General features: G+C 30.5%; 13 protein-coding genes and 1 tRNA gene. 11 read left to right on the plus strand and 3 right to left on the minus strand.

The features are described from left to right. Nucleotides 1-7: 7 nt before the first annotated feature. Nucleotides 8-2,290, minus strand: coding sequence for an autotransporter outer membrane beta-barrel domain-containing protein (locus tag AJ887_RS05055; protein ID WP_070284915.1), 2,283 nt, complete (start codon nucleotides 2,288-2,290; stop codon nucleotides 8-10). A 290-nt stretch (nucleotides 2,291-2,580) separates the two neighbouring features. On the opposite strand from AJ887_RS05055, the gene fdhD reads away from it, so the two are divergent. The 7 genes from fdhD to putP all read left to right on the plus strand — a co-directional run bounded on the left by fdhD (nucleotide 2,581) and on the right by putP (nucleotide 13,132). Beyond that, the gene (gene fdhD / locus AJ887_RS05060; RefSeq protein WP_070239569.1) at nucleotides 2,581-3,363 is read left to right on the plus strand and encodes a formate dehydrogenase accessory sulfurtransferase FdhD; all 783 of its coding nucleotides are present in this window, start codon (nucleotides 2,581-2,583) and stop codon (nucleotides 3,361-3,363) included. Further along, nucleotides 3,356-4,093 carry a winged helix-turn-helix domain-containing protein gene (locus AJ887_RS05065; protein ID WP_002862159.1) on the plus strand — a complete coding sequence of 246 codons (738 nt, stop codon included), beginning with the start codon at nucleotides 3,356-3,358 and terminating at the stop codon, nucleotides 4,091-4,093. Before fdhD ends, AJ887_RS05065 begins: the two co-directional genes overlap by 8 nt. 113 nt (nucleotides 4,094-4,206) lie before the next feature. Beyond that, nucleotides 4,207-6,309, plus strand: coding sequence for an aspartate chemotaxis receptor CcaA (ccaA, locus tag AJ887_RS05070; protein WP_052858389.1), 2,103 nt, complete (start codon nucleotides 4,207-4,209; stop codon nucleotides 6,307-6,309). A 111-nt stretch (nucleotides 6,310-6,420) separates the two neighbouring features. Continuing rightward, complete coding sequence (yedF, locus tag AJ887_RS05075; RefSeq protein WP_070239570.1) at nucleotides 6,421-6,993, plus strand: sulfurtransferase-like selenium metabolism protein YedF; 573 nt, start codon at nucleotides 6,421-6,423, stop codon at nucleotides 6,991-6,993. A gap of 10 nt (nucleotides 6,994-7,003) precedes the next feature. Then, entirely contained in the window at nucleotides 7,004-8,026 is a 1,023-nt protein-coding gene (selD, locus tag AJ887_RS05080) for a selenide, water dikinase SelD (RefSeq protein WP_079860864.1), read from the plus strand. 130 nt (nucleotides 8,027-8,156) lie between these two features. Continuing rightward, entirely contained in the window at nucleotides 8,157-11,645 is a 3,489-nt protein-coding gene (locus AJ887_RS05085; protein ID WP_070239574.1) for a proline dehydrogenase family protein, read from the plus strand. 17 nt (nucleotides 11,646-11,662) lie between these two features. After that, on the plus strand, nucleotides 11,663-13,132 hold the full coding sequence (gene putP, locus AJ887_RS05090) for a sodium/proline symporter PutP (RefSeq protein ID WP_002870870.1): 1,470 nt from the start codon (nucleotides 11,663-11,665) through the stop codon (nucleotides 13,130-13,132). Nucleotides 13,133-13,147: 15 nt separating this feature from the next. Here putP and yedF (AJ887_RS05095) read toward each other — a convergent pair whose 3' ends face one another. Both yedF (AJ887_RS05095) and yedE read right to left on the minus strand, forming a co-directional pair. After that, on the minus strand, nucleotides 13,148-13,375 hold the full coding sequence (yedF, locus tag AJ887_RS05095) for a sulfurtransferase-like selenium metabolism protein YedF (protein WP_002867050.1): 228 nt from the start codon (nucleotides 13,373-13,375) through the stop codon (nucleotides 13,148-13,150). Nucleotides 13,376-13,378: 3 nt separating this feature from the next. After that, nucleotides 13,379-14,587 (minus strand): selenium metabolism membrane protein YedE/FdhT, encoded by a 1,209-nt coding sequence (gene yedE / locus AJ887_RS05100; protein WP_083262111.1) that lies wholly within the window; start codon nucleotides 14,585-14,587, stop codon nucleotides 13,379-13,381. 139 nt (nucleotides 14,588-14,726) lie between these two features. On the opposite strand from yedE, the gene AJ887_RS05105 reads away from it, so the two are divergent. From AJ887_RS05105 to AJ887_RS05120, 4 genes are all read left to right on the plus strand, one after another. After that, nucleotides 14,727-14,824: transfer RNA gene (locus tag AJ887_RS05105), tRNA-Sec, on the plus strand. Between the two features lie 27 nt (nucleotides 14,825-14,851). Further along, a complete protein-coding gene (locus AJ887_RS05110; RefSeq protein ID WP_002862151.1) occupies nucleotides 14,852-16,102 on the plus strand; it encodes an adenylosuccinate synthase in 1,251 nt (416 codons plus the stop codon). Further along, nucleotides 16,099-16,527, plus strand: a complete 429-nt coding sequence (locus AJ887_RS05115) for a flagellar export protein FliJ (RefSeq protein WP_002880459.1) — start codon at nucleotides 16,099-16,101, stop codon at nucleotides 16,525-16,527. The genes AJ887_RS05110 and AJ887_RS05115 overlap by 4 nt, the downstream gene beginning before the upstream one ends. Continuing rightward, on the plus strand, nucleotides 16,520-17,038 hold the full coding sequence (locus tag AJ887_RS05120; RefSeq protein WP_002851265.1) for a MotE family protein: 519 nt from the start codon (nucleotides 16,520-16,522) through the stop codon (nucleotides 17,036-17,038). The genes AJ887_RS05115 and AJ887_RS05120 overlap by 8 nt, the downstream gene beginning before the upstream one ends. Nucleotides 17,039-17,123 lie beyond the last annotated feature (85 nt).

Genomic DNA, 17,123 nt, shown 5'->3' on the forward strand with positions numbered 1-17,123 from the left:
TTTAAGATTAAAATTTATACTTAAGTCCTACTTGACCACTTAAGTAAGTTTCATTTTTATTATCTACTTTACCTGCTAGTATTTGTTTAGCACCAAAACCAAGATTCATACTGAGTTGATTTGTAAAATCTATATTACCCCCTACGATAATTTGTCCATAAGTTTTTTTCTTGTTGTTAGCTTCTACACTAGTAAAGAAAGCATTATTTATAGCTAAATTAGCTGTGTAATCATCACCCCTATTGATAACAAATTGTTCTATTTTTGGAGTTACAAAAATATAAGAGTTTTCATTCATATATTTTCTAAATTCAGCACCCACTTCAACACTTACAGAATTGTTTTTCATAGAATCAATATCTTTAGCAATAGCACCATTTTCTGTATGAGATGGAGTATAACTAAAATAATAATTTATCCCTGCAAAAGGTTTGATAAATAAAGTATTATCACTAAAGTCAAACACACGACCTGCATTAGCACTAAGTCCTAAGAATTTGCTTGTATAATCTGAGTTATATGCACCATCTGTTTGAATATTGTCTTGTTTAGTTGGAGAAACTTGAGCATAAGCTTTAAGATTAAGTTCCCATTGTGGAGCTACATTGATAGTAGAATACATACCTAATTGGAAGTTATCACTTTTTTGTTCTAAATTATTGTCTTTGATTTTAGCATTTGCATAAGTAAAATAAGCACCCCATAAAACATTATCATTAGCTTGTTTATCTACCCCTACGGTAGCACCATACATTGCACCACTATCTCCATCGATAATGTTAGCACCACCAAAAGCATTAGCCCAAACACTATTGGTATATTCATTTACATAGCTTGGTCTCATATCACTATCTAAAGCAGCAAATTTAAGATCATTCATTTTAGAAGCATAAGTTCCAAAAGGATTGTTTAGCATTGCTACACGAGAGCCTATAGAAACATCATTAGAAATATTCATAGTGGTATTAACTGCACTAGAAGCTGAATTTAGATTAGATACAGATTTACCTGTATTGTCTGTGTCTTTTTTGATTTGTAGGGCTAGTTTTACACCGCTAAAACTTTTTAAATCTAGTCCTAAACCTTGATCTACAAGTTTGTCCGCGATTTCTCTAAGATTAAGTACAGCATTATATTCAGCACTTCCTTCTTTAAGGTTGTATAATTTTACTACTTCTTTGTCTAAGTTTGGATTGTTTTCGCCTTTTTGTATTATTTCATTTAATTTATTTTTTTGGTCTTCAAGCTGTTTTTTTATTTGTTCATTATCATTAAATTGTTTTATTAGTTTTTCTAGCATTTTTAAGTCAATTTTTAATTGAGTTAGAGTATTTTTTAAATGCTCAGTTGCTGTTCCATTTGCTACCAAGCATTTGCTAGATCCGCAATTTACTTCTTTTAAATTGTAATCTACTAATTCCATATTCAGCAAATTTTTATCAAGTGTTATACTTTGAAAGGTGTCTTGATTTTTATCTATATCGATATAATCACTTGCAAATTTGCCATATGAAGCTCCAGCTGTATTTGATGTGCTTATATCCTTATTAAATCCTTGTGCTTGGATTAAAAGTGTGTTTTTAGCAAACAAATCTCTAAAAGATGTACCATTTACGCTAAATTTAGAATTAGTGATATTCGCATTATTAGCAACTTTTATAGAATAATTTTGCACTGCATAAGGATTGCCAAATTCAAAAAAGGTTTTGTCTGCATTTAAATTTCCATTTACGACAAGGTTATTTCCATATACAGATACTCTTGAGCCTTTTTGTGTATCATCTTCTACTAAATTAGTTCCGCTAAGGCTTAAATCTCCATTGAACATCGAGCCGCTTTGATTGACATATAAATTCATATCTTTAAGTATGATTTCTTTAGCATTTACATAAAGATTTGCAATGTAAGAACTTTCCATACCAACATTTTCGATATTTAAAGTATTTTTATCACCCAAATCAAAGACATACTTAAATTCATCAGTATCGATATCTTTATCATCTGGATTTAAAAAGCTTTCATCATCAAATCTAGGAATGTTTGATTTTATGGTTAAATCATTGCCTTTTAAACTATCTCCATTTATTAAAACTACATCTTGCCCTTTAACTTCAAAATAATCTTGCAGATTTTTTCCGCTAATCCCACCTAGTTCTATTTCAGTTGGTGTTGTCTGAGCTTCAACTAAGGTATTTTTAGAATTTAAATCTACTGCCATTGCATTGCTACAAAGTGCAGCACCTAAGCCAAAACCCACTAAAACTTTACTCGCCGAAAACGAAAGCTTCATAAATTCTCCTTATACAAAAAATAAAAAAAACCATTATACCCCCCCCCCATAAAAAAGAGCTTAAGAAGTAATTTCATAAAGAGAAAATTTTATTTTTGTTTTTAAATTTCAAATTGTTAGTATATTTTCACTTGAAGAGTTTAAAGAGTAAATTTATGTTTTTTTGATATAAAATGTTTTAAAATTCTTAAAAATTATAAATTAAATCCCTATTTTTTTATCAGTATTACTTTTAATTATGTTTTTTTGATATAATTAAATTTTTAAAATAACGCGAAAAGAGAAAGCTTATGGAACCCTTATTTACAACTCAGATTTTAAAATATAAAGGTGATGAATCTTTTACATGCGATGATACTTTAGTACGTGAAATTAAGCTTGAAATTTTTATTAATGATGAAAAAGTAGGTGCTTTAATGACAACTCCTGTAGATGAACAGGCATTAGCAATAGGGTATTTAATGAGCGAAAATATCATTGCAAAAGTAAGCGATATTGAGAACATAGAAACAAAAGATGATGGTATGAGTGTGCACATCAAAGCAAAGATTGATAAAGAAAATTTAGCAAAGCTTAATGCTGAAGGCGTAGTTATAAGTGGTTGTGGTAGAGCACATACTGCAAATATCGATTTAGAAGCCATTGAAGCGAGTAAAATTAGTTCTGATGTAAAATTTAGCAAAGATGAAATTTTAAAACAAATGAGTACTTTTTATACTCAATGCGAGCTTTACGAGAAAACAGGCTGTGTGCATACGGCTAAGCTTTTTGTAGATGAGAAAACTTTTTTTATAGGTGAAGATATAGCTCAACATAATACCATAGATAAAGCTTTAGGAAAAGCACGTTTAGCTGGGGTTGATTTAAGTCAATGTTTTTTAATGGTTAGTGGAAGGCTAAGTTCTGAAATGGTAGCTAAAGCAGTTATGCATAAAATTCCAGTCCTTGTTTCACGTACGGCTCCTACTTGTTTAGGAGTTATGATAGCAAGAAAATTTGATTTAACGCTTTGTGGTTTTGCTAGAGAAAATAAGATTAATATTTATAGTGGAGAATTTAGAATTCATGGATAAAAATCAAGAAAAAGAAATCATCTCATACATGAGAGAATTGTTAAATAGTAATGAAAAATTAGATTGTGGTACGGCTTTTAAAATTGCAAAGAAATTTAATATAAATATAGAAAAAATCGGACAATTAGCCGATGAAAATCACATGAGAATTGATAATTGCGAGTTGGGGCAATTTGGACATTTAGATTTTGAAAAAGCAAAGATTGAAGTGCTTAAAAAAATAGAACCTAGTTTAGATGAAAAGCGTAGAATTTTTTGTAAAGATGCAAGAGATATTGCTAAAGAAGGTTGTGGACTTAAAAGTATGCGTTCAGCTTTAAAAGCTTATAAGGTTGATGTAAAGTATTGTCAACTTGGTTGTTTTAAAGAAAAAAAAGGTAAGCAATTTATAGTAAGAACAAAAACTTGGATTGAAAATGCGGATGGAGATTTGCTTTTTGGACGAGGAAAAACAGAACTTTTAGAGCTTATCGGACAAACAGGTAGTTTATTGCATGCTTCTAAACTTATGGGGATTAATTATAAAAAAGCTTGGATGCATTTACAAACCTTACAAAAAAATTCTCAAGAAATTTTAGTTAGCACACGACAAGGACGCTCTAAAGAATCAGGAACAAAACTTACTCCTAGAGCTTTAGAATTAATGGAAAATTACTCTATTTTGCAAAAGGACATAGAAGAATACGCTAATAAACGCTTTAAAGAATTGTTTTTAAAAGGAAAAAAATAAATCTTCTATCAAAAAATACTAATACATAATATTTTTATAATTAATTAATAGTATTTTTTTAAAAAATATGTTAAAATATAAAATCCAAAATTTTATTTTTAGGAGTTATTAAGATGTTTAAATCTTTAAATATAGGTTTAAAACTTATTTTTTCTGTAGCAACTGTTGTTGTTATTGGGCTTATTATTTTAATCTCATTAATCACAAAACAAGTAAGTCAAAATATTACCAAAAATACAGAAGATATTCTAGCTTCTATCACGAAAGAATATGCTACCCAAACTCAAGGAATTTTTGGGGAAATGATTGCTTTAAATAAAAGTATTTCAGGTACTTTAACAGAAATGTTTAGATCAACTTCAAAAGAAAATTTAGATATAGACAGTATAACAAATATTATAACCAATACTTTTGATAATAGTGCTTATTCTAATTTTACTTATTTGTATCTTATTGATCCGCCAGAATATTTTAAAGAGGAGAGTAAATTTTTCAATACTCAAAGTGGAAAATTTGTTATGCTTTATGTTGATGAAGAAAAGGATAATAAAGGCGGGATAAAAGCAATACAAGCTAGTGATGAAATAGCTAATTTACAAGTTGTGCAAGATATATTAAAAAAAGCAAAATATGGGGAAAATAAAGTATATATAGGACGTCCTATTAGGATGAATTTAGAAGGTCAAGATTTTGATGCTGTAAATATTGCTATGCCTATATTTGACCGAAAGAATCAAGTTGTAGGTGTTATCGGTATGACTTTGAATTTTTCGGCTATTGCTACTTATCTTTTAGATCCCAAGAGTCAAAAATATGATGGAGAGTTAAGAGTTCTTTTAAATTCAGATGGATTTGTTGCAATTCACCCTAATAAAAATTTGGTTTTAAAAAATTTAAAAGATGTCAATCCTAACAAAGGCGCACAAGAGACTTATAAGGCTATGAGCGAAGGAAAAAATGGAGTTTTTAACTATATAGCTTTTGATGGTGATGATTCTTATGCCGCGATTAATAGTTTTAAAGTGCAAGATAGCTCTTGGACAGTTTTGGTAACTGCCCCTAAATATTCAGTTTTTGAACCTTTGAAAAAATTACAATTAATTATTATTAGCGCATCTTTTATTTTTATTTTTGTTGTTTTGGGAGTGGTTTATTATTGCGTAAGAAAAATTGTTGCAACAAGATTACCAATTATTCTTAACTCTTTAGAATCTTTTTTCCGTTTCTTAAATCATGAAAAAATTGAGCTTAAATTAATTAAAATTCGAGCTAATGATGAATTAGGGGCAATGGGAAGAATCATAAATGAAAATATTGAAAAGATTCAAATATCTTTAGAGCAAGATCAAAATGCTGTAGATGAATCGGTGCAAACTGCTAAAGAAATCGAAAAAGGTAATTTAACTGCGAGAATTACTAAAAATCCTATAAACCCTCAATTAGTAGAACTTAAAAATGTTCTTAATAGAATGCTTGATGTTTTACAGAATAAAATTGGTTCTAATATGAATGAAATTAATAGAGTTTTTGATAGTTATAAAGCGCTTGATTTTAGCACAGAGGTGCTTGATGCTAAAGGCGAAGTTGAGATTACAACTAATATTTTAGGTAAAGAAATTAAAAAGATGCTTGTAGCTTCTTCAAATTTTGCTAAAGATTTAGCCAATCAGTCAGAAGAGTTAAAAAATTCTATGCAAAAACTTGCTGATGGCTCTAATGCACAAGCGAGTTCTTTAGAACAATCGGCTGCAGCTGTAGAGGAGATTAATTCTTCTATGCAAAATGTAAGTGGAAAAACAGTTGAGGTTGCTTCGCAAGCTGATGATATAAAAAATATTGTCAATGTGATTAAAGATATCGCTGAGCAAACGAATCTTCTTGCTTTAAATGCAGCTATTGAAGCTGCACGTGCTGGAGAACATGGGCGTGGTTTTGCAGTTGTTGCAGATGAGGTAAGACAGCTTGCGGAAAGAACAGGAAAATCCTTATCTGAAATCGAGGCAAATATTAATATACTTGTTCAAAGCGTAAATGAAGTAGCAGAATCTGTAAAAGAACAAACAGCAGGAATCACACAGATTAACGATGCTATAGCACAACTTGAAACTGTAACTAAGGAAAATGTCGAAGTTGCAAATGTTACCAATAATATAACAAATGAAGTCAATCAAATTGCTGCAGCAATTCTTGAAGATGTGAATAAAAAAAGATTTTAAAAAAAGCTCATTTTTGAGCTTTTGAATTTTTTCTATATTATTTAAAATTTTTAAACACAAAACAAGTAATAAAATAATATTATTTTTCAAAGCTAATATTAAGGAAAAATAATGAAAATTGATTGTCGCAATCTTTCTTGCCCTCAGCCTATAGTTGAAACAAAAAACGCTCTTGAAAAACTTCAAGAAAATGAAATTTTAGAAATTGTTTTAAATTCTATTATTTCAAAAAATAATGTTGTAAAATTTCTTAACTCTTTAAATTTAAATCCTATTATAGATGAAAATGCACAAGAGTTTTGCATCAAAGTACAAAAAAAGAATTTTAATTCTAGTGAAATAAATATTCACGATTATAATGTTTTATTTTTAAAAACCGACAAAGTGGGTGAGGGTGAATTGGGACAAAATTTACTTGTAGGATTTTTAAGTACCTTAAAAAATTTAGATCATGCTCCAAGTAAAATTCTTTGCGTAAATGAAAGTGTTTTAATCAATGTTGATGAAAATCATAAAGCACATTTAGCTATGAAAGAACTTGAAAATTTAGGTACTGAGATCATAAGTTGTGGAGCTTGTCTGGAATTTTTTAATAAAAGCAAAGAACTTAAAATAGGAAATATAGGCAATGCTTATGAAATTTTAAATGAGCTTTTTGGTAAAGCAAAAATTATTACTTTGTAAAGGAAAAATACTGCAATATAAAAATCAAAATTTAACGCATTTTGTTAAAGCAGCAGGCTGAGCAGCGAAATTAAGCCCGGGTGGTCTTAAAACAATTTTAAATTTCATGCAAAAAACCCCTGCCTTACTTAGCGATATTGGAAATAATGAAGATGCAAGCGTATATCAAATCAGCTGCGATTTAGCTTTGGTGCAAACGCTTGATTTTATCACTCCTATAGTAGATAGTGCCTATCATTTTGGTGCTATTGCCGCAGCAAATGCTTTAAGCGATGTTTTTGCTATGGGTGCAGAGGTAATTAATGCCTTAAATATAGTAGGTTTTGATACTTGTAATCATGATTTAAATATCTTAAAAGAGCTTTTAGAAGGTGCAAATGATAAGGTTCAAGAATGCAATGCTTTAGTTGTGGGTGGCCATACTATAGAAAGCACTGAGCTTTTTTTTGGACTTAGTGTTACAGGGAAAGTACATCCTAGTAAATTTATTGCTAATAATACTTCTAAAGTTGGAGATTGTATCATTTTAACCAAGCCTTTAGGAACAGGAATTTTAAGTACAGCTTTAAAGGCACAAATGCTAAATCAAAAACATTTAGATATATTGCTTAAAAGTATGATGGAGTTAAATTATAAAGCCAGTCAAATTGCTCTTAAATTTCACCCAAGTGCCATGAGTGATGTTACAGGTTTTGGACTTTTAGGACATTTAAAAGAAATGCTGAATAAAAATATTTCTTTTGAAATTTTTGAAAGTGAACTTCCTTTTTTAGATGGAGTAAAAGAGTATTTTAATATGGGTTTAATCCCTGCTGGAGCTTATAAAAATTTAGAATTTATAAAAGAATTTATCCCTGATTTAAATGAAGAAAAATTATTACTTTGTGATCCGCAAACTTCAGGAGGACTTTTAATTTCTATAAGTGAAAAAGAATCCTTAGAATGTTTAAAAAAACTAGAAGATGAAAATATTCAAGCTAAAATTATTGCTAAGGTTGCAAATAAGCAAGAAAATGATATTATCATTTCTTAATTTTTGTTACTTATATACCCATTAAAATTTTTTTTATCATTTTTTATACATTTTCTATGATTTAAAATATTATTTTTTATCTTATTTATATATTATTTATTAAAATTTATTTTATCTTAGGAGATACGAAATGATACAAAAAGCTTTAGCCTTAGCTGAAGAATTGCAAGGACAAATAGAAGCTAATATTTCAAATTCTGAAAAAGAATTTCACTCAAAAATGCAAAAACTTCTTAATAATCCCAAAAATAAAGTTATGCTTATAGAACTTTTAGATCGTTCTTTTAGATGTAAAGATAAAAATGCAAGTTTTGAGCTTATAGAATATACTTTGAGTAAATATGGCATAGCGGATTTTTTTAGCACTTTTGAAAAATTCCTACTTTTCAGCTTTTTAAATTTTGGAAAATTTGCTCCTAATTTAAGTGTGCCTTTTTTTGTCAAACATTTAAGAGAAGATACTAAAGCTATGGTTCTAGATGCAAATCCTAGTGTTTTAGAACCACATATTAAGAAAAGAAAAGAGCAAGATAAAATTACCTTAAATGTGAATTTAATCGGTGAAGAGGTTTTAGGTGAAGCTGAGAGTAAATATCGCATACAAAAATATGAAGAAGCTTTAAAATCAAGTTATATCACTTATATTTCCATAAAAATTACTACTATTTTTTCACAAATTAATATTATAGATTTTGATTATTCCAAAGAAGAGGTAGTAAAAAGACTAGATTATCTTTATGCTTTAGCCTTGGAAGAAGAGAAAAAACAAGGTGTATCTAAATTTATCAATCTGGATATGGAAGAATTTAGAGATTTAGAACTCACCGTTGTAGCTTTTATGGAAAGTGTGGCTAAATTTGATATTAAAGCGGGGATTGTTTTGCAAGCTTATATTCCTGATTCTTATGAGTATCTTAAAAAACTTTTTGCTTTTTCAAAAGAGAGGGTTTTAAAAGGTATGAAGCCTATTAAGATCCGTTTTGTTAAGGGTGCTAATATGGAAAGTGAAGAAACTATTGCATCTCAAAAAGGCTGGGAGCTTCCTACTTTTTACAAAAAAATAGATACTGATAGCAATTATAATAAAATGCTTGATTTTATTCTTGAAGGAGATAATTATAAATACATCAACATAGGAATTGCAAGTCATAATATCTTTGAGATTGCTTATGCTTATACACGCATAAGTGAAGCGGGTGCTTTAGATTCTTTTACTTTTGAAATGCTTGAAGGTATGAGTTTGCAATGTTCTTATGAATTATCTAAAATGCATGATTTAATCCTTTATGCCCCAGTTTGTGATGAAGCACATTTTAACAATGCCATTGCTTATCTTGTAAGACGCCTTGATGAAAATACAAGTGAAGATAATTTTATGCGTTATTTTTTCAATCTTAAAGTAGGAGATAAAAACTGGAATATCCAAAAAGAACTTTTTTTAAAATCTTTAGAAGGCGTAAAAACTCTTGATAACACTACGCATCGCAAGCAAGATAGAAATAAAGAATCAAATATCACAAGTTCTTATGAAAGTAAAAAATTTAGCAACGAAAGTGATACGGATTTTATTTTAGCGCAAAATAGAGCATGGGCTAAAGAAATTAAAGCTAAATATGAAAATTTAAAAGATTATGATGTTTATCCTGTCATAGGTGAGCTTGATTTTAAAGCAGAAAATTTAAATGTTTTAGAAGTTAAAGATAAGATTGAAGATAGAGTGATAGGAAAGGCTTATTTAGCCGGAGAAAAAGAAATCAAACAAGCTTTAGAAGTAGCTAAAAATTCCAAATTTATACAAAAAAGTCATGATGAAATTTATCAAATTTTAGCCAAAAGTGCAAAACTTATGAGAGAAAGAAGAGGGGATTTGATAGGTTTGGCGGCTTTAGAAGTGGGCAAAACCTTTTTAGAGATCGATCCAGAAGTGAGTGAGGCTATTGATTTTATAGAATTTTATCCGCACTCTTTAGAAGAGCTTAAAAAACAAAATCCAAAAGTTACATTCACACCTAAAGGCATAGGGGTTACTATAGCTCCTTGGAATTTTCCTATAGGGATTTCAGTAGGTACTATAGCTGCACCACTAGCTGCAGGTAATGTGGTGATTTATAAACCTTCTTCACTTTCAACCCTAACAGGTTATATGCTTTGTAAGTGTTTTTGGGATGCAGGTATTCCAAAAGACGCTTTGATTTTCTTACCTTCAAAAGGAAGCGATATTTCTAAATATTTACTTGTTGATGAAGCGATTAAATTTTCAATTTTTACAGGAGGAGAGGATACTGCTTATGCTATGTTAAAAGCTAATCCAACCTTGCTTTTAAGTGCTGAAACGGGAGGAAAGAATGCGACTATAGTTTCTAAATTTGCTGATCGTGATAGTGCGATTAAAAATATCATTCATTCTGCGTTTAGCAATAGCGGTCAAAAATGTTCAGCTACTTCTTTGCTAGTCTTAGAAGAAGAGGTTTATCATGATGAAGAATTTAAAAAGACTTTAGTAGATGCTGCAAGTTCTATGGCGGTGGGCAGTCCTTTTGAATTTAAAAATAAATTAGGTGCTTTAGCTGATAAGCCAAGTTCTAAAGTTCAAAAGGCCTTAGATGAATTACAACCTTATGAAGAATGGGCATTAAAACCTAAGTTTTTAGAGGATAATCCTTATTTAATGACTCCAGGCATAAAATACGGCACTAAAAAGGGTGATTTTACCCATATGAATGAACTTTTTGTGCCGATTTTAAGTGTGATGAAGGCTAAAGACTTAAAAGAAGCTATTGATATAGTAAATTCCACAGGTTATGGTTTAACTGCAGGTTTTGAAAGCTTAGATGAAAGAGAATGGGAGTATTTTCACACTCATATAGAAGCAGGAAATATTTATATCAACAAACCAACCACAGGGGCTATAGTGCTTCGCCAACCTTTTGGTGGAATTAAAAAATCAGCTATAGGTTTGGGTAGAAAAGTGGGAATTTATAATTATATCACTCAATTTTTAGAGATTAAGCAAGAAGATTTTGATGATCATTTAATTGAAGATAAATTTTCAAAAAAATTAGCACAAATAGATTTAAAAGAATCACAAGATTTTATGAACGATTTAATTAAAATGTCTCAATCTTATGCTTATCATTATAAAAATGAGTTTAGTGTTTCAAAAGATTATGTCAATATTCGTGGAGAAGATAATCTTTTTTCTTATACTAAAATAAAGAATATGGTTTTAAGACTTTGTGGAAATGAAAGCTTAAAAGATGTTTTAGGGGTGATTTTAGGTGCAAATATTGTAAATATTGATCTAAGTATCAGTTATGATGAACAAGATGTTAGTATGATAGAACGAATTGTTCAAAGCATAGGAGCAAAAGTATTATTTTTAAAAGAAAATAAAGAAAATTTTATCAAGAGTATTAAAGAATATGAAAGAGTGCGTTATTTGGCAAAGCCAGATGTAAATGATGAGATTTATAAAGAGGCTGCAAAGCTTGCTAAAATCATCATAAGAGAAAAGCCATTGTTAAATGGTCGTTTTGAACTTTTAAATTATTTTAATGAAAAAGCTTTAAGTATATCTTTTCATCGCTATGGAAATTTAGGCATTAGAGCAATATCTTAATGATCAAGGAGAGATTGATGGAAGTAGTTCAAATTAATACCCCAATAGCAGTGATGTTTGTAGTTTATGCCTTATTGATGCTTTATATAGGTTTTTATTTTTATAAGCAAAATAAAAATTCAGAAGATTATTTTTTAGGTGGGCGTACTATGGGGCCTGTGATATCTGCACTTAGTGCAGGGGCTTCTGATATGAGTGGTTGGCTTTTAATGGGATTACCAGGAGCTTTATATGTAAGTGGTTTTATAGATTCTTATATTGCAATTGGACTTACTATAGGAGCTAGTTTAAATTGGATTTTTGTGGCAAAAAGACTTAGAATTTATACCAGCGTGATTGCAAATTCTTTGACTATTCCTGATTATTTTGAAACTCGTTTTGATGATGATAAACATATACTGCGCATCATATGTGCGGTGGTAATTTTGATATTTTTTACCTTTTATGTTTCATCAGGACTTGTAAGTGGAGCAAAACTTTTTGAAAGTACTTTTGGTATCAGATATGATTATGCTTTAACTACTGGAACGATTATTATTGTTGCTTATACTTTTTTAGGTGGATATAAGGCAGTTTGTTGGACGGATATGATACAAGGGCTTTTAATGATGATGGCTTTAATCATTGTGCCTTTGGTTATGCTTTATCATTTAGGTGGCTTTGGTGAAGCGATGAATATAGTAAGAGAAATAAAGCCACAAGCTTTATCTATGGGCGAAGGAGTAGGAGTTATAAGCATTATATCTGCACTTGCTTGGGGTTTGGGTTATTTTGGTCAACCACATATTTTAGTGCGTTTTATGTCGATTCGTTCTACTAAAGATATTCCTATGGCCACTTTTATAGGCATTGCTTGGATGGCGGTTTGTCTTTTAAGTGCTTGTATGATAGGTATTTTGGGCATAGCTTATGTGCATAAATTTGAATTAAGTTTGCAAGATCCTGAAAAGATTTTCATCGTGATGTCGCAGCTTTTATTTAATCCTTGGATAGCAGGTATTTTACTCAGTGCTATTTTAGCAGCTATTATGAGTACAGCAAGTTCACAATTGCTGGTTTCAAGTTCTACTATAGCGGAAGATTTTTATAAAAAGATTTTTAGAGAAGATGCGCCAAGTCATGTTGTATTAAATTTAGGTAAATTAGGTGTTTTACTAGTAGCTGTAATAGCGTTTTTGATTTCTACTGATAAAAACTCAAGTGTTTTGAGTATAGTTTCTTATGCATGGGCCGGATTTGGAGCTTCTTTTGGTTCTGTAATGCTTTTTTCTTTATTTTGGAGTAGGATGACAAGAGTAGGAGCGATTTTAGGTATGATAACAGGAGCTGCTACTGTAGTACTTTGGAAGAATTTTGCAAATTCGGGTCTTTATGAAATCGTTCCAGGATTTTTAGCAGCTTCGGTGGTGATTATTATTGCAAGTTTGTTTACAAATGTAAGATCTGGAACTAAGACAGCTTATGAAAAGATGTTAAAAGAGCTTTGAGAACAAAAGCCTTTTTTAAGGCTTTTGTATTAAAAATCTTAGCGTGGGTCCACTTTGATCGATTTCAAGCACTTTAAAACCACGGTTTTTTGCATCTTGAGGTATAGAATTGATACTTTGTGGGCAATCACAAAGCACTTCCAAAATTTCTCCGCTTTGAAGCTTAGGTAAGACATCAAGTGTTGCTATAGCAGGATAAGGACAAGCTTCACCTTGTAAATTTAAACTATAAGTAATTTTCACTGTTTATCCTTTAAGTTGATTTTTAAAGAAGTGTTTTTTGTAAAATACTACAAAAACAAACATTAGGATAAATAAAACAAGGTTGATAAAAAATCCATTTAAATTGCCAAATTCGGTTAAAAGATTGATTTTTATACCTTCTTTAAAAGCCTTGGGTAAAAAGTCATAACTTAAAGCTAAAATCATAGTTCCTATTATATTTGCAATTCCTACTATCATAAAATGACTTTGTCCTTCAAAGGCACGATAAGCCCAACCACACTCACAACCTCCGGCAAAAACTATACCAAAACCAAACAAAAATGCTCCTACAGCTACAGCAGGAGAAAGTTCTATGAGTTTGCTAGTATGACCTTGCAAGATAAAAGCAAAAGCGATTAAAGAGGCGATAATCATACTGATTAATGCGCCTTTTATAGCATTATCTCTACCAAATAAAAATAAATCTCTAAAGCAAGAAGTAAAACAAATTTGCCCTCTAGAAATAACAAAGCCAAAAACAAAACCAAAAATCAGCGCTAAAGCTAGAAGGCTTTGTTTGTTTTGTGTGCTGATATTGCCATTTGTAAAAACAAGATAAAACACCCAAACTAAAAAGGCTATGAAAAGCAATATGCCTAAGTTAAAATATAATTTTGTACGCAAACTTTGCTTGTTTAACAGCAAATTTTCTTTATTTACCCGTTCTAATTTAGCTTTAGGTTTAAAAAAGGAAGTGTTGCAAATTTTCACTCCTAGATAAATTCCTAAAACCATAAAAACAGTAAAAAGCCAAGTGTGTAAAGAAAAATAAGGTAAACCTGTAAAAAAATTAGCTAAATTGCATCCAAATGCAAGTCTTGCTCCATATCCTGAAAGAATTCCACCTACTATTGCTTGAAAAATTCTTATATTGCTAGCAGGTAGACGAAATTTGACTTTGTTAGCTAAAAGTGCGGCTACTAAACAACCTATAAACATACCTATGAGCATAATACCATCAGTTCTTGTTAAAGGGGTTCCATTTAAATTTTGCTTTTGGTAATAAGAATATCCATCTAAATTCATACCTAAAAACTCTAAAAACTCACCACCCCAACGCGTCATTTCTCCAGTAACAGCCCAAACGCCACCAAAAATCCCAAAATACACTGCACTTAAAATTCCAAGTGCAATCATAGAACGGGAATTGTCCCAAAAATTGATTAAATATTTTTGTTTAAAAGAATTCAAAGAAAGATCCTAAAAATGTAATCATCAAAACTTGATGCTAAAAAAGAGTGAGATTATAGCTTAAATTTAACATGAAGTCAAAAAGAATATTGATAAATTTATTTTGTTTTTCATTAAAAATCGCTATAATTATCGCTTTGGAAGATTAGCGTATCTGGTGATCGCCACTGACTTCAAATCAGATGAAAGGATAGTTGACTATTCTTTGGGGAGTTCGATTCTCTCATCTTCTCGCCAATATTAAGTAAAATCAAGGAAATTTTTATGAGCAAAGCAGATATTATTGTCGGCATTCAATGGGGCGATGAAGGAAAAGGTAAGGTAGTTGATAAATTATGTGAAAATTATGATTTTGTTTGCAGAAGTGCAGGTGGACACAATGCAGGACATACGATTTGGGTAAATGGTGTAAGATATGCGCTTCATCTTATGCCAAGTGGAGTTTTGCATCCAAGATGTATTAATATTATCGGAAATGGAGTTGTGGTTTCTCCTGAAGTATTGATTGCTGAAATGGCTCAATTTGAAAATTTAAAAGGTAGATTATATATCAGTGATAGAGCTCATTTAAATTTAAAACATCATTCTTTAATAGACATTGCAAAAGAAAAACTCAAAGGCAAAAATGCCATAGGAACAACAGGTAAGGGTATAGGACCTTCTTATGCAGATAAGATTAATCGTACAGGACATAGAGTTGGTGAGCTTTTAGAACCACAAAGACTTTGTGAGGCTTTGATGAAAGATTTTGAAGCTAATAAAACTTTTTTTGAAATGCTTGAAATTGAAATTCCAAGTGCTGAAGAATTGCTTGCTGATTTAAAACGCTTTAATGAAATTTTAACTCCTTATATTACAGATACTACAAGAATGCTTTGGAAGGCTTTAGATGAAGATAAAAGAGTACTTTTAGAAGGAGCTCAGGGCTCTATGCTTGATATTGATCATGGAACTTATCCTTATGTTACAAGTTCAAGTACTATTTCAGCAGGCGCTTTAACAGGACTTGGGTTAAATCCTAAAGAAGCGGGAAATATTATAGGTATTGTAAAAGCTTATGCAACGCGTGTGGGAAATGGAGCTTTTCCTACTGAGGATAAGGGCGAAGATGGAGAAAAAATTGCACAAATTGGAAAAGAAATTGGCGTAAGCACGGGACGTAAAAGACGCTGTGGATGGTTTGATGCGGTTGCTGTAAGATATACAGCAAGGCTTAATGGTCTTGATGCTTTATCTTTGATGAAGCTTGATGTTTTAGATGGTTTTGAAAAGATAAAAATTTGTCGTGCTTATGAATATAAGGGCATGGAAATCGACTATATACCAAGTGATTTAGAAAATGTTCAACCTATTTATGAAGAAATGGATGGTTGGGATAAAGTTTTTGGTATAAAAGATTATGATTTATTGCCAGAAAATGCTAAAAAATATATAGCAAGACTTGAAGAGCTTGCAGGGGTTAAAGTAAAGTATATTTCCACTAGCCCTGAAAGAGATGATACTATCATCTTATGAAAAGTAAATATAATTCTGTTGTAAAAGTAAGAAAACAACAACTTGATAAAGCAGAATCAAATCTTAATCAAGCCAAACAAAGACAGCTTGAACATGAAAAAGCTTATGAACTTTCACGCCAAGAGTGTGAAAGTTTAGGCGTATTGCCAAAATCAGGATCTATAGCAGAGTTAAGATCAAATTTAAGTATGGCGCAAGTAGGACGCGAGGCTTTGGCAAGAGCTAAGGAGAAAGTAGAACTTTCTAAAAAAGAAATGAATCATTATCAGTTTTTATATCAAAAAGCGCATTTAGATTATGAAAAAATGAAGGCTTTGGAAACTGAAGAAATTAAACAAAAACAAAAAGAACTTGCGAAGGCTGAAGAAAAATTTTTAGATGAAATTGCAATCAGTCGTTTTTTCAAAGGGGAAAAAGATGATTAAAAAATTTATATTGTTAGTTTTTATTTCAAGTGTAGTTTTTGGAGCTGAACAAGATTGTGAGCAGTATTTTGAAGCTAGAAAAGCTCAAATTGAATTGCAAACTAGAGAATTTGATGAAGCAAGACAATCTTTAGAAGCTTATAAAGCCTCTTTTGAAGCTTTGCAAAAAGAAAGGCTTGAAAATTTAGAAAAAAAAGAGGCTGAGGTTAATGCAACTTTGGCAAAAATTGAAGAATTAAAGCTTGAAAACGCAAGGCTTGTAGAAGAGCAACAAAAGATTTTAAATTCAATCAATGATAAAACTCAAGGTAGGGTTAAAGAAATTTATTCCCAAATGAAAGATGCAGCCATTGCAGATGTTTTAAGTCAAATGGATGCAGAGGATGCAAGCAAAATAATGCTTTCTTTGGAATCACGTAAAATTTCAGGTGTTTTATCTAAAATGGATCCAAAAAAAGCTAGCGAGCTTACTTTGCTTTTGAAAAATTTAGATAATAATGCTAGTAATTAGGTGATTAAAAGAATGAAAATTTTTCATTTTTAACATTCTTTTACCAAAAATAAGCTATTATTTCAAACATTATTAAATAAAAGGT

It is taken from the genome of Campylobacter sp. BCW_6466 (assembly GCF_001762835.1).
Taxonomy (GTDB): Bacteria; Campylobacterota; Campylobacteria; order Campylobacterales; family Campylobacteraceae; genus Campylobacter_D; species Campylobacter_D jejuni.

What these genes read in the sequence shown, in the direction of transcription:
- AJ887_RS05055 (WP_070284915.1), bottom strand. Translation starts at nt 2,290, where the DNA reads ATGAAGCTTTCGTTTTCGGCGAGTAAAGTTTTAGTGGGTTTTGGCTTA.
- fdhD (WP_070239569.1), top strand. Translation starts at nt 2,581, where the DNA reads ATGGAACCCTTATTTACAACTCAGATTTTAAAATATAAAGGTGATGAA.
- AJ887_RS05065 (WP_002862159.1), top strand. Translation starts at nt 3,356, where the DNA reads ATGGATAAAAATCAAGAAAAAGAAATCATCTCATACATGAGAGAATTG.
- ccaA (WP_052858389.1), top strand. Translation starts at nt 4,207, where the DNA reads ATGTTTAAATCTTTAAATATAGGTTTAAAACTTATTTTTTCTGTAGCA.
- yedF (WP_070239570.1), top strand. Translation starts at nt 6,421, where the DNA reads ATGAAAATTGATTGTCGCAATCTTTCTTGCCCTCAGCCTATAGTTGAA.
- AJ887_RS05085 (WP_070239574.1), top strand. Translation starts at nt 8,157, where the DNA reads ATGATACAAAAAGCTTTAGCCTTAGCTGAAGAATTGCAAGGACAAATA.
- putP (WP_002870870.1), top strand. Translation starts at nt 11,663, where the DNA reads ATGGAAGTAGTTCAAATTAATACCCCAATAGCAGTGATGTTTGTAGTT.
- AJ887_RS05110 (WP_002862151.1), top strand. Translation starts at nt 14,852, where the DNA reads ATGAGCAAAGCAGATATTATTGTCGGCATTCAATGGGGCGATGAAGGA.
- AJ887_RS05115 (WP_002880459.1), top strand. Translation starts at nt 16,099, where the DNA reads ATGAAAAGTAAATATAATTCTGTTGTAAAAGTAAGAAAACAACAACTT.
- AJ887_RS05120 (WP_002851265.1), top strand. Translation starts at nt 16,520, where the DNA reads ATGATTAAAAAATTTATATTGTTAGTTTTTATTTCAAGTGTAGTTTTT.